Consider the following 21,821-nt stretch of genomic DNA (forward strand, 5'->3'; position numbering starts at 1 on the left):
TCTAAAAATGCTGGCGGCTCCCGCAGTCGGGGACGGATTGTTTAAAAATACGACACCGGGCTAGCAGTGTCGCTGATCAATATGACTTGACCATGACTTACCTATGACTTAACGACACCTGACAAAACCGTAGCGAGCGGAAGTGAGTTGTGGCTAAGAAGCGCAGCTGTGCGTATGCACAGTGAGCATCGCAGGCCGCAAATCACGACGCGCAGTAGGTTTGGTCAGGTGGTCACTGATGCGCCGTGGCAATGAGGCGCTCGGGCGCGAGGATGCTGTATTCCTGCAACTGGCCCGTGCCCAACAGCTTGCTGTCGTGATACACGCGCACCCTGCCCGGCTCGTTTGGTACGGCAACGTCTTCCTTGCCCAGCGCGATGCGCTGGCCATGCAGGAAACGCTTGGCCAATTCTTCCGTCAGCTGCACGGCGGGGAAACTCGACAACAGCGCATCGACGGGCGCCAGCAGACTCAGCGGCGCGGCATGCGCCGTCAGCTCATCGAGGGTCACGACGCCGTCCAAAGTCAGATTGCCCACCTGCGTGCGGCGCAAGGCGTTCAGATGACCACCGCAACCGAGCGCGTGGCCGATGTCTTCGCCCAGCACGCGGATATACGTGCCCTTGCTGCACATCACGGACAATTTCAGGAACGGGGCTTCGTAGCCGAGGAACTCGAGCTTGTGGATGGTCACGGGGCGCGCTTCGCGCTCCAGCGTGATACCCTCCCTGGCATACTCATATAAGGGCTTGCCATCCCTTTTCAAGGCCGAGTACATGGGCGGCGTCTGCAGGATAGGCCCGCGGAACCGCGCCAGCACGGCTTCAATCTGCTCTTGCGTGACGTTGACCTCGCGCGTTTCCAGCACTTCGCCTTCCGTGTCACCCGTATCCGTCGTCTGCCCCAGGTGCACCAGGGTTTCGTAGGTCTTGTCGGCTTCCAGCAAGTCCTGCGAGAACTTGGTCGCCTCGCCAAAGCACAGCGGCAGCAAGCCCGTGGCGAACGGATCCAGGGTGCCCGTATGGCCCGCTTTTTTCGCGTTCAGCACGCGCTTGGCCTTGATCAGGGCATCGTTGCTGGACCAGCCCACGGGCTTATCGAGCAGCAAGACGCCATCGACCAGGTCGCGCACCCGCTTGATGCCCGGTGGTTTCTTCGGACCCGCCACTGTTATTGCTCGTCCGCTTCTGGTTTGACATCCGGCTCGGCGTCGGCCGCGCGCGTGGCATTGGCCTTGTCGATCAGGAGCGACATTTCCATGCCGCGCGAGGTCGAGCTGTCGTGCACGAAATGCAGCATCGGCAGGGTGTGGATGTGCAGGCGCTTGCCCAGCAAGCCACGGATGAAGCCCGACGCGGCCATCAGGCCTTCGGTGGTGTTCTTGATGGCTTCCTTGCTGTCTTTCAACATCGTGAAAAACACCTTGGCGTGCGCGTAATCGGGCGTGATCTGCACTTCGGTGATGGTGATCATCGTGCCCACGCGCGGGTCTTTCAATTCGTAGGCGACGATCTCAGCCAGATCGCGCTGGATCTGGTCGGCCACGCGCAAGCCGCGCGCTGGCATGGTTTTGCTATGTTTAGCCATGATTTTATGCTGTCCTAAGTGCCGCAGGGCGCATGGGTCAAACGGTTGCCCGTTGACCAATGCGCCCCACGTGTTTGCGCGGACAACGGTATGTCCGCGCGGTTTTCATTGCTGCTACGATTACAGGGTACGAGCGATTTCCTGGACTTCGAACACTTCCAGGGTGTCGCCAACCTGAATGTCGTTGTAGTTCTTCAGCGACAGGCCGCACTCCAGACCGGCGCGAACTTCTTTCGCATCGTCCTTGAAGCGTTTCAGGGAGTCGATCTCGCCGCTCCACACCACGATGTTGTTGCGCAACAGGCGGACGGAAGAAGCACGCTTGACCACGCCATCGGTGACCAGGCAACCGGCAATCGCGCCGACCTTCGAGACCAGGATAACCTGGCGGATCTCGACCTGGCCGATGACGGTTTCGCGTTTCTCTGGTGCCAACATGCCCGACAACGCCGATTTGATCTCGTCGATCGCATCGTAAATGATGTTGTAGTAGCGAATGTCCACGCCATTCGACTCGGCCAGCTTGCGTGCCTGGGCATCAGCACGGGCGTTGAAGCCGATGATGACCGCTTTCGAGGCAACTGCCAGGTTGACGTCCGATTCCGTGATGCCGCCGACTGCCGCGTGAACCACTTGTACGCGCACTTCGGAGGTCGACAGTTTCTGCAGCGAACCGACCAGCGCTTCTTGCGAACCTTGCACGTCGGTTTTGATGATCAACGGCAAGTTTTTCACTTCGCCTTCGGCCATCTGGTCGAACATGTTTTCCAGTTTCGCAGCTTGCTGCTTGGCCAGTTTCACGTCGCGGAACTTACCTTGACGGAACAGACCGATTTCACGCGCCTTGCGCTCGTCAGCCATGACGACGACTTCTTCACCGGCAACCGGCACTTCCGTCAGACCCTGGATTTCGACCGGAATCGAAGGACCCGCTTCAGCGATGGACTTGCCGTTCTCGTCCAGCATGGCGCGAACACGGCCATACGAAGAGCCCGCCAGAATCACGTCGCCGCGTTTCAGGGTACCGGACTGCACCAGGATCGTCGCGACAGGACCACGGCCCTTGTCCAGACGCGCCTCGACTACCAGGCCGCGCGCTGGCGCATCGACCGGTGCCGTCAGTTCCAGCACTTCAGCTTGCAACAGCACTTGTTCCAGCAGATCGTCGATGCCCTGGCCCGTTTTGGCCGATACCGGCACGAATGGCGATTCGCCACCGTATTCTTCCGGCACGACTTGTTCGGCGACCAGTTCCTGCGTCACGCGGTCCACGTTGCCGCCCGGTTTGTCGACCTTGTTGATCGCCACCACCAGCGGTACGCCGGCTGCTTTCGCATGGGCAATCGCTTCTTTCGTTTGCGGCATCACGCCATCGTCGGCGGCAACCACCAGAATCACGATGTCGGTTGCCTTGGCGCCACGGGCACGCATCGCGGTAAACGCTTCGTGGCCCGGGGTGTCGAGGAAGGTGATCATGCCGCGTGGCGTATCGACGTGGTAAGCGCCGATATGCTGCGTAATGCCGCCCGCTTCGCCGGATGCTACCTTGGCGCGACGGATGTAATCGAGCAGCGAGGTCTTGCCGTGGTCGACGTGACCCATGACGGTGACCACCGGTGCGCGTGGCTTGGTTTCGAAGTGCGCGTGTTCGCCCACGTCGGCCAGCAGCGCTTCCGGATCGTCCAGTTCGGCGGCGAACGCCTTATGGCCCATTTCTTCCACCAGAATCATGGCGGTTTCCTGGTCCAGCACCTGGTTGATCGTGCACATCTGGCCCAATTTCATCAAATGCTTGATGACTTCGGATGCCTTGACGGACATTTTGTGCGCCAGTTCGGCCACGGTGATCGTTTCCGGTACGTGCACGTCCTTGACGACGGCTTCCGTCGGTGCCTGGAAGTTCGATTCACGGTCGTCATGGTGCGTCGGGCGACGGCCCTTCGCGCCACCGCGCCAGCTGTCACGGCCGCCTGGGCCGCTATTGCCGCGTGGCTTGGGACCACCGGTGGTGCCGCGTTTTTTCGCGTCATCGGACCAGGTGGACGACACATTGGCCGACTTGATGGATTTCTTGTCTGCGACAGCAGGCTTCTTGTCGCCCGGCTTGTCGCCAGGTTTCTTGTCAGCAGGCTTGTGCAGCGTGCCTTCCGGCGCCTTTGGCTTGACGGGAACCGGTACGGGTTCCGGTGCCTTGATGGCGCGGCGTGGCGCGTTCATCATGGCCTTGATCTGGGCGACTTCGTCGGCAACGGCCTTGCGTGCACGCTCGGTGGCTTCCGCTTTGTCAGCGGCTTCCTTGGCGGCAACAGCAGCGGCGGCGGCTTTCTTTTTCGCTTCTTCAGCGGCAGCGGCTTTTTTCGCTTCGGCGGCGGCGTCGTCAACGACAGGCGCAGCGGCGCTGGCGGCAGGCGCGGCGGCAGCTTTGGCTGCCGCTTTCTTCGCTTCCGCTTCCGCTTCTTTCTTCGCAGCCAATTCAGCCTGTTGCGTGGCTTTCGCCTGGGCTTCTTTTTCCGCGTCGAGCTTGGCCAGACGTTCTTGCTTTTCGCGCAGATCGGCTTCCTGGCGGGCGATCAGTTCAGCCTGTTTACGGGCTTCTTCTTCACGGCGCGCCACGTCGGCGGGATCGATCACCGGCGCGGCAGGCGCGACCGGTTCTGCCGCGACCGGCGCAGCTTCGTCACGCTGGACGAAAGTGCGTTTCTTGCGCACTTCCACCTGGATCGTGCGCGATTTGCCGGTGGCGTCTGCTTGCTTGATCTCAGTCGTTTCCTTGCGGGTCACGGTGATTTTTTTCTTTTCTGTGTCAGCCGCTGCGCCGTGTGTGCGGCGCAGATGATCCAAAAGCTTGTCCTTATCATCTTTCGACAATGGATCTGACGTCGAACTTTTCTCGACGCCGGCAGAACGCAGCTGCGTCAGCAGCAAATCTGCAGGCATCTTCAGTTCGGTGGCAAATTGGGCTACGTTGTTACTCGCCATTCAGTCCTCTTTTCTATGTGTCGCGGAGATGATAAAGATACTCAAATTAAGCCTTTGCGGATTCGGCCAGACTCCATGCCTTGGCTTGCAACGCCTTGGCACGATCGTCGTATTTCGAGTCAACCAACTTCATCTCATCGTCGGTCACATCTTTAAATTCACTTGTAATCAGTTCACGCGCACGGTCCGCAGACAAGGCCAGGATTGCGCCAAATTCGTCGTATGCCAGTGCTGCAAATGCTTCTACGGTCTTGATACCAGCCAGACCCAGCTTGCCGGCGGTGATGCGATCCATGCCTTCCAGATTCACCAACGCCTCGTCCATGCCTTCCAGACCCTCTTCCGAAGCGATCGCTTCGGTCACGAGCGCATCACGCGCACGGGTACGGAGTTCATTGACGGTATCTTCGTCAAACGATTCGATTTCCAGCATTTCGGAAATTGGCACGTAAGCGATTTCTTCCAGACTGGCGAAACCTTCTTCCACCAGAATATCGGCCACTTCCTGGTCGACATCGAGCTTTTCCATGAACAGGATGCGCACGGCAGCCGTTTCCTGGGCAGCTTTGTCGGCCGATTCTTCGGCCGTCATGATGTTGATCTTCCAGCCGGTCAGGTCCGAGGCCAGGCGCACGTTCTGGCCGGAACGGCCGATCGCGATTGCCAGGTTTTCTTCATCCACGACGACATCCATCGCGTGTTTTTCTTCATCGACCATGATCGACGACACGTTCGCCGGCGCCAGGGCGCCGATGACGAACTGCGCCGGATCTTCCGACCACAGCACGATGTCGACGCGTTCGCCGCCCAACTCGCCGGTGACAGCCTGCACGCGCGAACCGCGCATGCCGACGCAAGTACCGATCGGGTCGATGCGCTTGTCGGCCGTGTAGACGGCGATCTTGGCGCGCACGCCGGCATCGCGGGCTGCGGATTTGATTTCCAGCATGCCTTGCTCGATTTCCGGCACTTCCAGCTCGAACAGCTTCATGATGAATTCCGGCGCGGTGCGCGACAGGATCACTTGCGGGCCGCGCATATTACGGTCGATGCGCAAGATGTATGCACGCACGCGGTCGCCGATACGCAGATTCTCTTTCGGGATCATCTGGTCGCGTGGCAGACGTGCTTCGATCTTGCCCGATTCGACGATGGCGTCGCCGCGCTCCATGCGCTTGATGGTGCCGGTGACGAGCGAATCGCCGCGTTCCAGGAAGTCGACCAGGATCTGTTCGCGTTCGGCGTCACGCACGCGCTGCAGGACCACCTGTTTGGTATCCTGGGCGAAACGGCGGCCGAATTCAACGGATTCGATCGGTTCTTCGATATGGTCATCGACTTCGATATCGGGAATCTGTTCTTTTGCCTCGAAATGCAGGATCTCCTGATCCGGCAATTGCAGGCCCGCTTCATCGGGCACGACGTGCCAGCGGCGGAACGATTCGAATTCGCCCGTTTCGCGGTCGATCGAAACGCGGATGTCTACTTCACCCTCATACCGTTTCTTCGTGGCTTGCGCCAACGCGAATTCGAGGGCGCCGAAGACGACATCTTTATCGACGTTTTTTTCGCGCGCCAGCGCGTCAACCAATAATAAAACTTCGCGGCTCATGCTTTGCGTCCCTTAAAAACCACCTGCGGCACCAAGCGTGCCTTATCCACATCGGCGAGCGTAAACTCCAACATCGCCGGACCATCCTTACCTTCAAATTCCAACGACAATTTATCGCCCACGGGTTCTTGCAAGATCCCCTGGAACGATTTCCGGTTGTTCGTACCCGGCATCGCCACCATCAGCTTGACGATGATTTCCTGGCCTGCGAAACGGACGAAGTCTTCCAGCTTGCGCACCGGACGATCGAGACCCGGGGAAGAAATCTCGAGACGCTCGTAAGGAACGTTCTCTACCGTCAACACATGCGATAACTGGTGACTGACCGTGGCACAGTCTTCGACCGTGATCGGACCTTTTTCAGCGGCATCGGCGGCGCTGAAATCAATAAAGACGCGCAGCAGCCCGCGCTCGGCACGTTCGACATCAACGAGCTCATAGCCCAGACCTGTAACTGTCTTTTCAATTAATCCCAACTGCTGCAAGAAATTCTCCAGAAATAAGGCCCGTTTTCGGCATGACAGCGCCGCAATAAGCGCCGACAACATGCAAAAACACGCATTCAAGTCATATATGGCCCCTTGCGGAGCCATTACAAACGGTTCAACAAAAAAAAAATGGGCATCTGCCCATCTTCTTGTATTTTCCCAACCAGATGAAAGCACTCCCCACCAAACAACCCTGCGGAGAACTTTTATTAGGCTGCAGATTATAACCTCTTATTAACTTCGCCGCAATGCCGCACACGAGGAGCGGCCCGGCTTACAACAGTTACAAGAGCGCGCACCCGCGGCAGATCGGCGGGCGCGCAAGAAGAAACTCTTCCCGATTAACCTTTGCTGCGGCGGCGCGGCATGCCATCCATGCCGCCGCGATCCATGCCGCCGCGCGGCTGGCCGCCGGAACGTGCTTGCCCACCGGCACCACCGCCGGCATTGCGGCGCGGACCCGTGTTGGCGAAGCCGAAGGCCGTTTGCAGCGGATCGGGCTGGCGCGGACCGCGCTGCGGCGCGCGGCCTTCGCCACCCGGACGGCCCTGGCCTGCCGCACGCGGCGGACGGCCCTGGCCTTGGCCTTGCGCACCTTCGAACGATGCCGACGAACGGGGCTGGCCGCCCTGGAACGGACCTTGCGGCTGGCCGCGGCCCGGACCACGCGCTTCGCCTGGACGGCCGGCGCCGCCCGGGCGGCCCTGGCCTTGCGGACGGGCAAACTGGCCTTGCGGCTGGCCACGGCGCGGCGCGACAGGGAACGGATCGGCGTTGCGGTTGCTCACATCGATGCGGTTGCCATTCGGCTCGTCATCGCGGCTGGCCTTGCGCGCTTCGCGGCCCTTGGCGGCGCCAGCGGCACGGGGGTCGCCCGATGCCGGCATTTTCTTTTCGATGCCGTAGGCGGTCAGCAGGTCGCGCACGGTGTTTTCATCCATCTCTTCCCAGCGGCCGCGTTTCAGGCCGCTCGGCAGGGTCATGGCGCCGTAGCGGGTACGGATCAGGCGCGAAACGGTCAGGCCGATGGCTTCGAACATGCGGCGCACTTCGCGGTTACGGCCTTCGCCGATCACCACGCGGTACCACTTGTTGATGCCTTCGCCGCCGCCATCGGCGATCTTCGAGAACTGCGCCAGGCCGTCTTCCAGCTCGACGCCGGCCAGCAGCTTCTGGCGCATGCCCTCCTCCAGCTCGCCCAGGGTACGCACGGCGTACTCGCGGTCGATGCCGTAGCGCGGGTGCATCAGGCGGTTGGCCAGGTCACCGGACGTGGTAAACAACAGCAAGCCTTCCGTGTTGAAGTCGAGGCGGCCAACGGCCAGCCACTTGCCCGCCTTCATGGTCGGCAGGCGGTCGAAGACGGATGGACGGCCGTCCGGGTCGTTGTGGCTGACGATTTCGCCGGCCGGCTTGTGGTAGACCAGCACGCGCGGCGGCTTCTTGCTGACGCGGCGCTGGATCAACTTGCCGTTGATGCGCACATGATCGCTCGGCAAGATGCGCTGGCCGATGTGGGCCGGCTCGCCATTCACGGACACGCGGCCCGAAATGATCAGGTCTTCCATGTCGCGGCGCGAACCGAGACCGGCTTCGGCCAGTACCTTGTGCAGCTTCGGCGCATCGTCGTCGGACGTCAGGTCGCGGCGCACGGCCGCTTTCTGTACACGGCCCGTGCCGCCTTCTTCACTGTCGAAGGCGTCGGAAGTAACGAACGAGAAGACGGCATCAGCGTCGCTGAGCTTGCCTGGCGCAGCCTGGCGGCCCTTGCCCTTTTTACGGCTCTTGCCGGCATTCTTGCCGGCACCCGGCACGTCGTTGCGGGGACCGCGCGGCAGGCGCGGGCCGGACACGAGGTTGCCTTCGGCATCGAACACGTCGGCGACAGGCGCGGCAGCTTGCTCTGCGGCAGGCGCTGCGGCAACGGCATCGGCCGCCTGCGGCGCTTCGGCGCGCGGCGGCTGGCGCAAGGCGCGCTCCGCCTGCACGCCGCGCATCTGGCGCGGACCGCGGGTCGGGCGTGCTTCGGCCGGCTTGTCAGCGACGGCTTCCGGCGCCGTTTCAGCGACGGCGGCAGCGGCCTTGGCGGCGGCGCGGGCGCGCGGCGGACGCGGCGCAGGTGCAGCGACGGCTTCGGCAGCCGCTTCAGCGGCGTCGGCCACGGCCTTCAGGGCCGGCTTGGCGCGGGTTTTCTTGGCGGCGGGCGCAGCGTCGGCGGCGACAGCTTCAGCGACGGGCGCATCGGCGGCCACGTCGGCTTTCGTGCGGCGCTTCGGCTTGGCGGCGACAGCGTCGCCAGCCGTGCCGGCAGCAGCCGCGTCAGCTTCGATCTGGGCCTTGGTGCGGCGCTTGGGCTTGGCAACGATGGCTTCGTCGCTGGCGGTTACTGTCTCGGGTGTGTTCGGATTATTCATTCTTCGTTTCTTGGCTGTGCTGACCTGGCGCAGCGTCAACCGTTAGTTCTGGCGCAGGGTCGTGAGTGTAGGCTTCGTCCATGGGCGAAGCATCGGGGCCGGCATCAAGGCTTGCTGTCACATCTACATCTGTCACAGCCGTATTGCTACCTGCACCAAGCTGGGGGACAAGCTCATTGCTTGCCTTGTCAAAATTTTCCTGCAGGGCCGCTTCCAGGGCTTCAAGCCCATTGCCCTGCATCTCGCTGATTTGCTGCAAAGGCGGCAGCTGGGACAGCGATTGCAAACCCAGATCATCCAAAAATTGCTTGGTGGTGGCCAGCAAGGCCGGCCGTCCCACCACGTCGCGGTAGCCGATGGCATCGACCCAGCCACGGTCTTCCAGCATCTTGATCGTCTGCGAATTGACGGCAACGCCGCGAATTTCCTCGATATCGCCGCGCGTCACCGGCTGGCGGTAGGCGATGATGGCCAGGGTTTCCAGGGTCGCCCGCGAATACTTGGGCGGCCGCTCGGGCGTCAACCGGTCGAGATACATCTTCATTTCCGGGCGGCTTTGAAAGCGCCAGCCCGAAGCCAGACTGACGATCTCGATGCCGCGTCCTTCCCACTCGTCGCGCAACTCTTCCAGCAATTGCTTGATCGTGTCGGCGCCAACGCCGACACCGCGCACACGACCATTCTCGTCCGCATCGACGAACAGCTTTTTCAGGCTGTGGATCGTCAGCGATTCACGAGCGCACAGCAACGCGGTTTCGAGGACTTTTTTAGCCTCAATTGTATTCATAGCAATTCTGTGCGGATGTGTGTTGCAATTCGTATGCAGAGAAAGAAATCAAAAACGTTCATTTCAACGTAACAGATGGCAGACATCGATAATGACGCCGTGCTGGGTTACTAGTTGAGGCTGTTTTTCCGACGCCTTGGCCGATGCGCGCAAAGCGGGATTAAAGCGGATGCAGTGAAAGTCCTGCCATCCATGGTGCTGGCCTTAATTAACCTTCACTAAGTAACCAGCAATGAAACGATCTCCGGAGCAGCTGCTTTTCCCGTGGCGGCGAACCAGCCAGACAGGAGAGCGACAGTCGTCGTTTCATCCAACGATGCCAATTGTACCTGATAAAAAGCGGAAAAGCGCAAAACCGGGCAAAACACGCGTTTTACCCGGCCCTGGCGCGACACATCGCCCGTACCTTGCGCATCACAGGGAGGCGAGTTTCTCCGAAAGAATGGCCGATGCACCCAGGAAAGCTGGATACTGCGCCGTGATGACGAAGGTCGGCACTTGTGACACATAATTGGCGAAGCGGCCCTTGCGCTCGAAGCGGGCGCGGAAACCGGAGCGGTCGAAACGCGCCCCCAGGCGTGGCACGATGCCGCCGCCGATGTAAATGCCGCCCAGCGCGCCCAGGGTAACGGCGACGTTGCCCGCCACCGTGCCGAGCATGCAGCAGAACGCTTCGATGACGTCGTCGCACAGCTGGGATTCGCCGGCCAGCGCGCGGCGCGTGATTTCCGCCGCCGGCAAGGCTTCGGCCGGCACGCCCGCGCGGTCGGCCAGGGCGCGGTAGATCAGTTCCAGGCCATCGCCGGAAATCAGGCGCTCGGCCGAGACGTGCTCGTATTCGCGCCAGGCAAATTGCAGGATGCTCACTTCCGTCTCATTGAACGGCGCAAAGCTGACGTGGCCGCCTTCGCTTTGCAGGGCGATCCAGCCGCCGTGCGAAGGAATCAGGCCCGACACGCCCAGGCCCGTGCCGGCGCCGATCAGGCCGATGGCCGTGTTCGGACGGGCCGTGCCCGCGCCCACCTGGTGCTTCTGTTCGCTCGACAGCTGCGGCAAGGAACGCGCCAGGGCCGTGAAATCGTTGACCACGTCCAGGGTCGTGAAGCCGCACTCTTCGCGCATGGCGCGGATCGAGAACGACCAGTGGTGGTTCGTCATGCTGAGGAAGTCGCCGTCGACGGGGTTGGCAATGGCGATCACGGCATGGCGCACGGCTTGCCCGCCTGCGGCAGCGATGTGCGGCAGGGCCAGGTAGGCTTGCAGGGCGGCGGACAGGCTCGGGTAATCGGCACAGGGCAGCACTTCGACCAGGGTGATGTGGCCGGCGGCCACTTCCAGGGCGAAACGGGCATTGGTGCCGCCCACGTCGGCCAGCAGGCGCGGTCCATCGGCAAAGGCGGAAGTCGGCAGTACGGGAGAAGACGAAGCGCTCATGATTTTAAATGATGAAGTGGGACGCATGGGACGCCAAGCTTAAAGGATGAATGCGCCCGGAGGCAAGCAAAGTTTGTAGTTTAAGTACATCAAAACAAGCCTTTATTGGTAGTTCCACTCCAAATGCAACAGGCAAGGCTAAAGTTACTCGAAAACAATGATTTATAGTAAGTACTTGCACTCAGTAGGCGCACGAAAAGCATGCTGCATAGCAGCAGGAATCGCCTGAAAACAAGAGTATGCCGCAGTTTGCGCAAAGCCGCTTTGTAGGGGGCGGCGCAGGCGTGGCGGCGCCGTCTTGGCGGCCCCACGACAGCGCTTTCGTATTATTACTACCGGTTTTTACGGTCGGCCTGCGATGCGGCAGGCATGCGCCGATCAGGAGGGCAAGCCTTCGCCCAGCAGGCTGGCGGGTGCCGGCTGGTCCGAGCGGTAGGCGGCATTCCACGCGTCGAGGCCGCCATGCAGGGGCTTGGCCCGGTGAAAGCCGTGCTGGTGCAGCAGCTTGGCCACTTGCGCGGCCGTCACGTCGTTGGGGCAGCTGCAATACACGATGATGTGGCGGTCCTTGTCCATGGCGATCATGGCGGGCACGGGCTCCTTGCCATTGAAGAACAAGGCGCCCGGCACGGCCGGTTCCAGCGCTTGCGCCGTGGCGCTGCGCGCGTCGACCATCAGCGGCTCCTCGCCCTGCTCTATGAGTTCAAGCAATTCATCGATGCCGATGCGCTCGATCTGCAAGGCCTGGCGGAAACGCCGGCGTTCGAGGAATTTGTACAGCAGGAACAAGCCCAGCAAGGCGGTCAGCATCAGCAAGGCCGTACTGCCCATGGTGCTGAGCAAGTCCAGCACCTGCTGCACGCTGGCGTGAAAGATCACGCCGACGGCGATGCCGGTGCCGCTCCACAGCAAGGCACCCAGGCCCGCATACAGGAAGAACAGGCGCGGCGGCGTGCCCAGCGCACCCGACATGGGCGCGGCCACGGTATTGAATCCCGGCACGAACTTGGAGACGATCAGGGCTTTCGGCCCCCAGCGCTTGAATTTGTCTTCCGTCTGGCTGACGCAGTAATCGGGCGACAGCGAGATGCGGCACAGCAGCCGCAGGATGCGCTTGCCGAAATGGCGGCCCGCGCGGAACCACGTGAAGTCGCTGATCAGGCAGGCGCCCAGCGCGGCGGCCAGCACCAGCCCCCCATTCATGTCGCCATCGACGGCCAGCGCCCCCGCCACCACGAGAATGGGAAAGGCGGGAATCGGCAGGCCGAGCTGCTCCACCAGCACGATGCCAAAGACAATCAGGACACCGTAATGTTCGAGCAGATAAATGAGGTTGGGCATGGCCGCTATCTTACCGTAAAAAGCCCCCTACAACTGCACGCCCTTCGGTATGGCGCTCAACAGGGTGCGCGTGTACGGATGCACGGGATTGCGGTACAGCTCGTCCGAATCGGCCAGCTCCACCACTTGCCCCTTGTGCATCACCATCACCTGGTCGGCGATGTATTTCACCACTGATAAGTCGTGCGAAATGAAGATGTAGGACAGGCCGAATTCATCCTGCAAATCCTGCAGCAGGTTGAGCACCTGCGCCTGCACGGACACGTCCAGCGCCGAGACGGATTCGTCGCACACCAGAATCTCCGGCTGCATGGTCAGGCAACGGGCAATGGCGATGCGCTGGCGCTGGCCGCCCGAGAACTCGTGCGGATAGCGGTGGAAAGCCTGTTCCGGCAAGCCGACTTTATCGAGCAGCCAGTAGGCCTTGGCGATGCGTTCCTTGTCATCGACGCCGATCTTGTGGATGCGCATGGGTTCCAGCAAAATCTGCCCCACCGTAAAGCGGGGATTCAAGGACGCATACGGATTCTGGAAGATGATCTGGATGCGGCGTTTATAGGGCAAATACTCTTTGTTCGGCATGGCAATCAGGTCCTTGCCGTGGAACATGGCCGTGCCGCCCGTGGCCTGGTGCAGGCGCAGCAGGGTCAGGCCCACCGTCGTCTTGCCGGAGCCGGATTCGCCCACCACGCCCAGGGTTTTTCCGCGCGGCAAAGTGAACGACACGTCCTTGACGGCCTGGAATTCGCGCTTGCCGAACAGGCCCTCGCGCGTATAAAAGCTTTTACTGAGGTTATTCACCACCAGCACCGGTTCGTCCCCCGGCGTATAGCCGCGCGTGCGCTGTTTCACCTCCACGCCGGGTCCCGCCTTGCCCTCCATATAATCGGCGATGACGGGCAAGCGCCATGGGCGCTCGTCCAGCGAGGGGCGGCAATGCAACAGCGCTTTCGTGTAACTGTCTTGCGGCGCTTCGAATACCTGGCGCACTTCCCCCGTCTCGCGCACTTCGCCGTGGCGCATGACGATCACCTGGTCGGCGATCTCCCCCACCAGGCCCAGGTCGTGGGTAATGAAGAGCACGGACATCTGGTGCTTCTTTTGCAGCGCCGCGATCAGGTCCATGATCTGCTTCTGGATCGTCACGTCCAGCGCCGTCGTCGGTTCGTCCGCGATCAGCAGTTTCGGCTCGCAGGCGATCGCCATGGCGATCATCACGCGTTGCTGCTGGCCGCCCGACATCTGGCTCGGGTAGGCGTCGATCTTCGTGGCGGGGTCGGGTATGCCCACTTCCTCCAGCAATGCCAGGGTACGCGCGCGCGCCTGCTTGCGGTTCATGCCCATGTGCTGGCGCAATACCTCGGCGATCTGGAAGCCAACGGTGAAGACGGGGTTCAGCGACGACATCGGCTCCTGGAAGATCATCGAGATATCCTTGCCGCACATGGTGCGCCGCTCGGCGATCGACAGTTGCAGCAGGTCGCGCCCGCCGAAGTGGATGCGCGATTGCTTGTCGATGATGGTGCTGTCAGGCGGCAGCAGGCCCATCACGGCCAGGGAGCTGACGGACTTGCCGCTGCCCGACTCGCCCACCAGGGCCACGGTGCTGTTGCGCGGCACGTTGAACGAGATGCCCTTGACGGCTTCGAACGTGGTCTTCTTGTCCAGGCGGAAGGTGACGCGCAGGTCGCGCACTTCCAACAGGTTATTCTGGTCCATGAGCAACTCCTATTTCACTTTGGGGTCGAGCGCATCGCGCAAGGCATCGGTAAACAGCGAGAACGCCGTCACCAGCACGGCCATCGCCGTGGCGGCGGCTGTCAGCTGCCACCATTTGCCCAGGATCAGTTCATTTTGTGCCTCATTGAGCATGCTGCCCCACGAGACGGTGCCTACCGGCACGCCAAAGCCGAGGAAACTCAAGATCACTTCCGCCTTGATGAAGCCCACCACGAGAATCGACATTTGCACCAAAGCAACGTGACTCACGTTCGGGAAAATGTGCGAAAACATCTTGCGCCAGTGCGAGGCGCCGATGGCGTCGGCCGCCATCACGTATTCGCGCGCCTTGTGCTTGATGTATTCGGCGCGGATCAGGCGGTATGGCCCCGTCCAGCCCGTCAAACCGAGGATCAGCACGATGGTCAGCACGCCCTTCTGCTGCAGCACGGCCGCCACCGTCAAGATCATCAAAATCGACGGGATCGACGTGAAGATGCTGTAGAACCAGTTGAAGAAATCATCAACGATGCCGCCGAAGTAGCCGGACACGGCGCCAAAGATCGTGCCCAGCACCACGGCCAGCAAGGCCGCCACCAGGCCCACGACGATCGACGTCTCGCCGCCCTTGATGGTTTTCTGCACGATATCGTGGCCCCACTTGTCGGCGCCGAACGGCAGGGTCGCCGCCTTGTGCGCGATCAGCTTTTTCGTCTTGCCCATGCCGGCGCGCAAGGCCGTCAAGTCGTCGGCCAGCGGGTCGGTGACGCCGTACATCTCGACGCCGGCAGAAGGATTGCTGCCCATCTGGGCGCGCAGTTCGGCGATATCGTCGGCCAGCGGATCGAGCACGTTGACGGGTGTCGGCGCGCTGCGCTCGTCGGCCAGGGGAATGGCGCCGTCGGCGGCACCGGCCGCATCCTTGTCGGCACCGACAAACGTGGGCGGCGCATAGCTGACGGCCACTTCGTCTTCCCAGTTCGCCGCCACCAGGCCGCTGGCGGACGCCAGCACCAGCAGGAAAAATGCGCCGACCACGGCCAGCGATACCATTGCAATCTTGTCGCCGCGCAAACGGCGCCACGCCAGGGCCCACAGGCCGGGCGATGTATGAGGTTTCGACATCGTCTCTTTCTACTTCAGTTGTACGCGAGGATCGACCGCCTGGTACAGCAGGTCGGTGAGCAGGTTGAAGAGCATGGTGGCGGCGGCAACATACACGGTGATCGCCTTGATCACCGGAAAATCGCTGCGCTCGACGGCCAAAATCACTTCACGCCCGATGCCGGGGATGCCGAAGAAACGCTCGAGCAGGAAAGCGCCGATCAGCAGGGCCGGCAAGTTCGACATCACATAGGTAATGATGGGAATGCCGGCATTGCGCAGCACGTGGACCCACATGATGCGGCCTTCCTTGAGGCCCTTGGCGCGCGCCGTGCGCACGTAATCCTGGTTCGCCTCGTCCAGCACGAAGGTGCGGAACAGGCGCAGCGTTGGCGCAATCGACACGGCCAGACCGATCAGGATGGGCAGGGTCGAATAGCGCAGCAGGTTTTCCCAGAAGCTGTCGCCCCAGCCCTGCACGGGGAACAGGCCCAGCTTGTAGGCAAAGCCGTACTGGAAGACGATGATGTAGACGAGGATGGAAATCGACATGCCCACCGTGCAGGCGATCATCACCATGCGGTCCGTCAGCGAACCGCGCACGAACGCGATGGCCAGCGCCAGCGCCACGCCGAAGAACGTTTCCAGCACGGTCAGCGGGATCAGCACCATCATCGACGGGCCCAGGCGCGAGGTGATGATGTGCGACACGGACTCGCCAGTCGCCCAGCTCTGGCCGAAATCAAAGGTGACGATCTGCTTGATGAAGATCCACAGCTGCACGTAGTACGGCTGGTCGACGCCGAGCTGGCGGCGGATGTTGGCGATGCTTTCCGCACTAGACATCTTACCGGCCAGGATGTAGGCGGGGTCGCCGCCCACCCAGTTGAACAGGATAAACACCAGCAGGACCACGCCCAGCATGGTGGGCAGCATCTGCCACAAGCGGCGCAGGATATAAGCAAACATAATGATTCCTTGTCGTATATGGTGTTAAAAGCGGCCGCGCTTATTTTTTAGCCGAGTCAGCCGCAGGCGCCACCGGCGCGCCCGTGCTGTCGATATCCATATACGCCCATTCCTGGAACAGGATCGGGTGCTTCTTGTAACCGAGCACCGACTTTTGCGCCAGCATGTTGCGGTAGCGCGCATAGCCGATCAGGGCGCCCGCATTGACTTCCAGGCGGCGCGCCATCTTGTGGAACAGCTCGTCGCGCTCGGGGCTGGCCGGCATGGCCTGGCTGGCCGCGTACCATTTATCGTACTCGGGGTCCTGGTAGCAGCCGTTGTTGTTCTGGTGCGTGTTGGGGCCGTAGAACAGCTGCATGAAATTGTCGCCGTCCGGATAGTCGGCCAGCCACGGCGCCGTGCGCGTCTGCATCTTGCACTGCTTTTCCGTCTTCAAGATATCGGAAAAGATCATGCGGTCGTTTTCCATGCGGATGCCCAGCGAGTTGTACGTCTTGCGCCACATTTCCGCCTGCAGCACGCCGTTGGCTTCGTTGCGCGAAGCATAGCGGATCAAGAGCGGTTTGCCATCCGGCAAGGTGCGCCAGCCGTCGGCGCCCTTCTTGTAGCCGAATTTATCCAGCAATTTGTTGGCCAGCACGGGATCGTATTGCAGCAGGGATTTATAGTGCGGGTCGTAGCCGACCACGCCGGGCGGGATCGGATAGTCGAGGCGTTTGGCCTGGCCATTCCAGATGATGCGGATTTCCTCATCGATATTGTGCGCCATGGCAATCGCGCGGCGCAGGGCGATCTTTTCCTTGCTGAAGCCACCGAGCGTGGGGTCTTCCATATTCCAGTAGTAATAGCTGATTTCCGGGTCCAGCAGGCGCGACAGTTGCACGCCCTTCTCCGCCAGCTCGGGACGCAGCTTGCCATTCAGCAACGCCTTCGGCGCCAGCGGGCCGTCGAGCCAGAACACGTCCGTGCCGCCGCTCTGGAACGACAGCCAGCGCGACTGGTCTTCGATCATCACGGAAATTTCGATGCGGTCGATGGCGGGAATGCGCTTGCCCTGCATCTGGCGCACGATGCGCTGGTCGTCCGGGTCGTCGCCGGCCATGAAATTCCATGTCTCGGACAAGTGCTGCGGATTGCGGTTCAACACGATGCGGTTGCCGCGCGTCCATTCGCCCAAGGTGTAGTAGCCGGTGCCGACGGGATTCGAGCCCACTTCGCCCTTCACGTCGCCGTATTTGTCCACCACTTCGCGCGCCACGGCGGCCGTCGGCACGTAGGCGAGGATCATGGGGAAATTGAAATCGGTCTTGGTCAGCGAGATGCGCAGGGTGTACGGGTCGAGGATTTCCAGTCCCGCCACCTTCTTGCTGTAATCGAGCTTGTTCGACTTGGCCGCGTCCTTGGCCAGGTCGTCCAGCCCCACCACCTTGCCTTCGAACAGCCAGCTGTGCGGCGACGCCAGGCGCGGATCGAACAGGCGCTTCCACGAATACACGTAGTCGGCCATCGTCAGTTCGCGGCGCTTGCCGCCGAACGCGGCGTCAGGCGTGTACAGGATGCCTTTTTTCAGGCGGATGGTATAGGTCTTGCCGTCGGCCGACACTTCCGGCATGGCGGCCGCCGCGCCGGGCACCACCTTGACGGGGCGCGCCAGGTAGTCATAGGTGTACAGGGTGTCGAAGACGGCCTGCGTGATGTGGTTCGAATACAGGTCGCGCGCGGTGGCCGGATCGAAGCCCGTCTCGGCGGCCGGCAGGATATAGCGCAAGGTTTTGACCGGCGCGGCCGCGGGGGCGGCGTCAACGGCCACGGCCGCCAGCGGCAGGGTGGCCAGGCAGGCGAGCAGCGCCACGCGCCGCATCCATGGTGACTTCATGTAATACCCTTCATCTCGATTATCTGTCGCACCGTATTGGTGCGCTTGTACTGGCTTCCCCCTGGGATACAGGATTCCACCGCCAAAACCAGTCCATCCTCGCAAGATCTATGCCTTGTTCATCGCCAGCCGGACCTGCAAGCAGGCGAGCCGGAAAAAGGCGTAACGATAACGCATATTCCGTTCGCCGGGCGAAAAGCCGCAGCACTGGCGTGGCGTGGCGTCACGCTCACCTGCCTCGCCGGGAGAATCTTGCGCAGCGCAACAAAGACAGGTCGCCGCCATGAAAAACCGGCCTGGCAGTAACCCTTACGGCTTCGAATGACAGCCGTTTTTATCGCAGTACGGAAAATGCGCATCGCAGTGCAACATTGAAATAATTGCAAATATTGAAACACGTCAACATTATAAAAAACACTGTTGTTTCCATGCTGAAAGCGGGTGTGTGTGCGTTGACAAGGTTTCTCGACAAATGGTCTTATCGATCACGACGGCTCACACGATATGCCGTTTGATCCATAGCGATTGCCGACGCAGCAATCTTTATCACCCTGGCAAAGCTGTGCCGCACAAGGGCCGGCCGAGCATACTTTCGGAGTTCTGAGAATGATGATGGAAACAGTGATGTCCCGCTCCGTACGCCTGATTTTTTCGGGTAGCGTAGCAGCGCTCAGCCTGGGCATGATGGCTGCGCCGGCAATGGCGCAAGACGCCAATGTACAACGTGTGGAAATTACAGGCTCGAGCATCAAACGGGCTACGGCCGAGACCGCGTCGCCGGTACAGCTCATCACCCGCGACGACTTGATGAAATCGGGCAAGGCCACCGTGGCCGAATACCTGCAAACCCTGACCGCCGATGGCGCCGGCTCCCTGCCGACGGGCTTCGGCAACGGCTTTGCCGCCGGCTCCACGGCCATCTCGCTGCGCGGCCTGGGCGCCACCTCGACCCTGGTCTTGCTCAATGGCCGCCGCATGGCGCCGTTCGCGCGCGCCGATGACGGCCAGAAGAGCTTTACCGACCTGTCCACCGTGCCGATGCAGATCGTCGAGCGTATCGAAATCCTCAAGGACGGCGCCTCGTCGACCTACGGCGCGGACGCCATCGCCGGCGTCGTCAACATCATCCTGCGCAAGGACTTCGAAGGCCTGACCCTGAAAGGCGACACGGGCATCTCCGGCGACAGCGACGCCAAGCAGCACCGCGCCTCGCTGACCTTCGGCAAGGGCAACCTGGATACGGATAAATTCAACTTCGTCCTCAATGCCGAGTACAGCAAATCGGACATGCTGATGAACAATGACCGCGCCGGCCGCAAATGGATAGGCAAGGCCGACCTGCGTCCGTATGGCTATGCGATCAACACCCAGTTCGCCGGCGGCTACATCAATGGCAACAACGATGCGAATGCCGCACCGACGGGCCTGATCCGCGACCCCGTCACCAACAACTATGTGTCCCTGCCCGGCTGCGCCAACCTGTCCGTGTCTTCGCCGCAAGATCCGAAGGGCGGCTGCCTGTGGCACCACGACCAGTTCCGCTCGATGCAGCCGAAGATCGAATCGATCAACCTGTACACGCGCGGCACCTGGCAAGTCAATGCCGACACCCAGGTGTATGCGGAAGCGGGCTACTCGAAGCGCGATACGGCCTTCACCCTGATCCCGCCCTCGATCACGCCGACCATCGCCTTCCCGCCGAACGCCACCAGCCCGACTGGCGTCGTCAACTACGGTTCCGGCGCCGGCACCACCATCGTGCTGGCCGCCAACCATCCGCAAAATCCGTATGGCGTGCCGGTGCGCGTGCGCTACCAGGCTTTCGATGCGGGCGCCAGCACGCGCCAGGCAAACAATGAGTTCAACCGCATCGTGCTCGGCGTCAAGGGCAACGCCATGGGCTGGGACTACGATGCCGGCTATACGCACTCGGAATCGAAGCTGCACCTCGATTACAGCAATATGCTGAACATGGCCGTCGTCAAGGATGCGTTGGGCAATCCGAACAGCCAATATTTCCCGTACTACATCGGCGCGCAGGCGGGCAAGAATCCCGCCTCGCTGTACGCGGCCATGGTGACGAACGCCACCTCCGATTCCACCACCAAGCTCGACATCATCGACTTCAAGGCCTCGCGCGAGCTGATGCAGTTGCCGGGCGGCGCCCTGGGCCTGGCCGTGGGCGCGGAACACCGCCGCGACAAGCTCGACAATCCTTCGCTGTCGGGCACGCAGGACGGTTCCATCAACTCCAGCTATGTGGCGGCCAAGGGCGACAGCAAGGTCTCGGCCGTGTTCCTCGAAGTGCTGGCGCCCGTCATCAAGACGGTGGAGCTATCGGGCGCCTTGCGTTACGACAAATATGACCGTTTCTCGTCGACCACGCCGAAACTGGGCGCCAAGTGGACACCGGTGAAAACCTTCGCCGTGCGCGGCACGTATTCGGAAGGCTTCCGCGCGCCAGGACCGGCGGAAAGCAATTCCAATTCGCAATCGACGGGCACCTCGACCGTCAGCGATCCCGTGCGCTGCCCGGGCGGCACCCGCCTGCCGGGCGCCAATGCCAGCGATTGCGAACTGCAGGTGGCGGCCGTCAAGATCGGCGACCCGAGCCTGAAGCCGGAAAAGTCCAAGGGCTACACCCTGGGCCTCGTGTGGGATCCGTTCAACGATACCAGCCTGTCGCTCGATGCCTGGAAGATCAAGCGCGAAAACGAGATCAACCCGCTGCCGTACAACGAAGCGGCCGCCCTGCCGACGGCCGTGCGCGCCGACAACAACCTGACCATCAATGGCGTGGTGGTGCCGAACACGGGTACCTTGCTGATCACCAAGGCGCCGTACCGCAACTCCAGCTATACGGAGATCAAGGGTATCGACCTGGACGTCAAGCAGCGCGTGCGCCTGGGCGACTACGGCCGCGCCACGTTCGGCCTGACCTGGACCCACATCGCCTCGTGGGTGCGCGCCGAGTCGGCCACCGTGCGCTACCAGTTCGCCGGCACGCATGGCAATTGCGATACCTCCAACTGCGCCGGCACGCCGAAGGACAAGATCAATCTGACCGGCTCGTGGGACCTGGGCAACTGGAACGTCAGCGGCGTGCTGAACTACCGTTCGGATATGAAAAATATCAAGTTTGAAGGCGATCCTTGCGCCTCCAAACTGGCGAACGGCACGCCGGCGCCGAACGGTTGCAAGCTCGCTTCGTTCACCACGCTCGACCTGTCGAGCCGCTGGAACGTCAACAAACAGTTGCAATTGTTTGCCTCGATCAACAACGTGACCGACAAGATCGCGCCGCTCGACCCGCTGACCTACGGCGGCATGAGCTATAACCCGATGGATGCCAGCGGCGCCATCGGCCGCTACTTCAAACTGGGCGCCAGCTACAAGTTCTTCTAAGCTGACACCCGTATCCTGGCGCAAGGCGGTGAGCAATCACCGCCTTTTTTTCGTCCGCGACTGTGGCGCAAGGCACTCATCCACACGCCTATTGCGCCAGCGCAAA

Annotated in this window: 14 protein-coding genes; 1 reads left to right on the top strand and 13 read right to left on the bottom strand. The window is 61.5% G+C overall.

Going from position 1 to position 21,821, the window contains the following annotated elements:
- Positions 1-232: 232 nt before the first annotated feature.
- From truB to AC1RBA_RS16720, 13 genes are all read right to left on the bottom strand, one after another.
- Positions 233-1,168 carry a tRNA pseudouridine(55) synthase TruB gene (gene truB / locus AC1RBA_RS16660; protein WP_492419188.1) on the bottom strand — a complete coding sequence of 312 codons (936 nt, stop codon included), beginning with the start codon at positions 1,166-1,168 and terminating at the stop codon, positions 233-235.
- A 2-nt stretch (positions 1,169-1,170) separates the two neighbouring features.
- Positions 1,171-1,587: a 30S ribosome-binding factor RbfA gene (gene rbfA, locus AC1RBA_RS16665; protein ID WP_035825200.1), complete on the bottom strand. Its 417-nt coding sequence runs from the start codon at positions 1,585-1,587 to the stop codon at positions 1,171-1,173.
- 120 nt (positions 1,588-1,707) lie between these two features.
- Complete coding sequence (infB, locus tag AC1RBA_RS16670) at positions 1,708-4,566, bottom strand: translation initiation factor IF-2 (protein WP_034760145.1); 2,859 nt, start codon at positions 4,564-4,566, stop codon at positions 1,708-1,710.
- A 46-nt stretch (positions 4,567-4,612) separates the two neighbouring features.
- The gene (nusA, locus tag AC1RBA_RS16675) at positions 4,613-6,178 is read right to left on the bottom strand and encodes a transcription termination factor NusA (protein ID WP_070222358.1); all 1,566 of its coding nucleotides are present in this window, start codon (positions 6,176-6,178) and stop codon (positions 4,613-4,615) included.
- Positions 6,175-6,663 carry a ribosome maturation factor RimP gene (gene rimP, locus AC1RBA_RS16680; protein WP_035828693.1) on the bottom strand — a complete coding sequence of 163 codons (489 nt, stop codon included), beginning with the start codon at positions 6,661-6,663 and terminating at the stop codon, positions 6,175-6,177. Before rimP ends, nusA begins: the two co-directional genes overlap by 4 nt.
- A 344-nt stretch (positions 6,664-7,007) precedes the next feature.
- Positions 7,008-9,080: a 23S rRNA pseudouridine(2605) synthase RluB gene (rluB, locus tag AC1RBA_RS16685; protein WP_099410269.1), complete on the bottom strand. Its 2,073-nt coding sequence runs from the start codon at positions 9,078-9,080 to the stop codon at positions 7,008-7,010.
- Complete coding sequence (scpB, locus tag AC1RBA_RS16690) at positions 9,073-9,867, bottom strand: SMC-Scp complex subunit ScpB (protein ID WP_070219235.1); 795 nt, start codon at positions 9,865-9,867, stop codon at positions 9,073-9,075. Before scpB ends, rluB begins: the two co-directional genes overlap by 8 nt.
- 414 nt (positions 9,868-10,281) lie before the next feature.
- The gene (locus AC1RBA_RS16695) at positions 10,282-11,301 is read right to left on the bottom strand and encodes a glucokinase (RefSeq protein WP_070219236.1); all 1,020 of its coding nucleotides are present in this window, start codon (positions 11,299-11,301) and stop codon (positions 10,282-10,284) included.
- Between the two features lie 378 nt (positions 11,302-11,679).
- A complete protein-coding gene (locus tag AC1RBA_RS16700) occupies positions 11,680-12,642 on the bottom strand; it encodes a VTT domain-containing protein (RefSeq protein WP_492419190.1) in 963 nt (320 codons plus the stop codon).
- Between the two features lie 27 nt (positions 12,643-12,669).
- Complete coding sequence (locus AC1RBA_RS16705) at positions 12,670-14,361, bottom strand: ABC transporter ATP-binding protein (RefSeq protein ID WP_492419192.1); 1,692 nt, start codon at positions 14,359-14,361, stop codon at positions 12,670-12,672.
- A 9-nt stretch (positions 14,362-14,370) separates the two neighbouring features.
- Entirely contained in the window at positions 14,371-15,486 is a 1,116-nt protein-coding gene (locus AC1RBA_RS16710) for an ABC transporter permease (protein ID WP_070219239.1), read from the bottom strand.
- Between the two features lie 9 nt (positions 15,487-15,495).
- Positions 15,496-16,434 carry an ABC transporter permease gene (locus AC1RBA_RS16715; RefSeq protein WP_070219240.1) on the bottom strand — a complete coding sequence of 313 codons (939 nt, stop codon included), beginning with the start codon at positions 16,432-16,434 and terminating at the stop codon, positions 15,496-15,498.
- Positions 16,435-16,474: 40 nt separating this feature from the next.
- Positions 16,475-18,310 carry an ABC transporter substrate-binding protein gene (locus AC1RBA_RS16720; protein ID WP_492419194.1) on the bottom strand — a complete coding sequence of 612 codons (1,836 nt, stop codon included), beginning with the start codon at positions 18,308-18,310 and terminating at the stop codon, positions 16,475-16,477.
- A gap of 624 nt (positions 18,311-18,934) precedes the next feature.
- On the opposite strand from AC1RBA_RS16720, the gene AC1RBA_RS16725 reads away from it, so the two are divergent.
- Entirely contained in the window at positions 18,935-21,715 is a 2,781-nt protein-coding gene (locus AC1RBA_RS16725) for a TonB-dependent receptor (protein WP_492419196.1), read from the top strand.
- Positions 21,716-21,821: the final 106 nt, after the last annotated feature.

The sequence above is a fragment of the Janthinobacterium sp. GW823-FHT03B06 genome (assembly GCF_058796955.1).

What these genes read in the sequence shown, in the direction of transcription:
- AC1RBA_RS16720 (WP_492419194.1), bottom strand. Translation starts at nt 18,310, where the DNA reads ATGAAGTCACCATGGATGCGGCGCGTGGCGCTGCTCGCCTGCCTGGCC.
- AC1RBA_RS16725 (WP_492419196.1), top strand. Translation starts at nt 18,935, where the DNA reads ATGTCCCGCTCCGTACGCCTGATTTTTTCGGGTAGCGTAGCAGCGCTC.
- AC1RBA_RS16695 (WP_070219236.1), bottom strand. Translation starts at nt 11,301, where the DNA reads ATGAGCGCTTCGTCTTCTCCCGTACTGCCGACTTCCGCCTTTGCCGAT.
- rbfA (WP_035825200.1), bottom strand. Translation starts at nt 1,587, where the DNA reads ATGGCTAAACATAGCAAAACCATGCCAGCGCGCGGCTTGCGCGTGGCC.
- AC1RBA_RS16710 (WP_070219239.1), bottom strand. Translation starts at nt 15,486, where the DNA reads ATGTCGAAACCTCATACATCGCCCGGCCTGTGGGCCCTGGCGTGGCGC.
- nusA (WP_070222358.1), bottom strand. Translation starts at nt 6,178, where the DNA reads ATGAGCCGCGAAGTTTTATTATTGGTTGACGCGCTGGCGCGCGAAAAA.
- AC1RBA_RS16705 (WP_492419192.1), bottom strand. Translation starts at nt 14,361, where the DNA reads ATGGACCAGAATAACCTGTTGGAAGTGCGCGACCTGCGCGTCACCTTC.
- infB (WP_034760145.1), bottom strand. Translation starts at nt 4,566, where the DNA reads ATGGCGAGTAACAACGTAGCCCAATTTGCCACCGAACTGAAGATGCCT.
- AC1RBA_RS16700 (WP_492419190.1), bottom strand. Translation starts at nt 12,642, where the DNA reads ATGCCCAACCTCATTTATCTGCTCGAACATTACGGTGTCCTGATTGTC.
- AC1RBA_RS16715 (WP_070219240.1), bottom strand. Translation starts at nt 16,434, where the DNA reads ATGTTTGCTTATATCCTGCGCCGCTTGTGGCAGATGCTGCCCACCATG.
- rluB (WP_099410269.1), bottom strand. Translation starts at nt 9,080, where the DNA reads ATGAATAATCCGAACACACCCGAGACAGTAACCGCCAGCGACGAAGCC.
- scpB (WP_070219235.1), bottom strand. Translation starts at nt 9,867, where the DNA reads ATGAATACAATTGAGGCTAAAAAAGTCCTCGAAACCGCGTTGCTGTGC.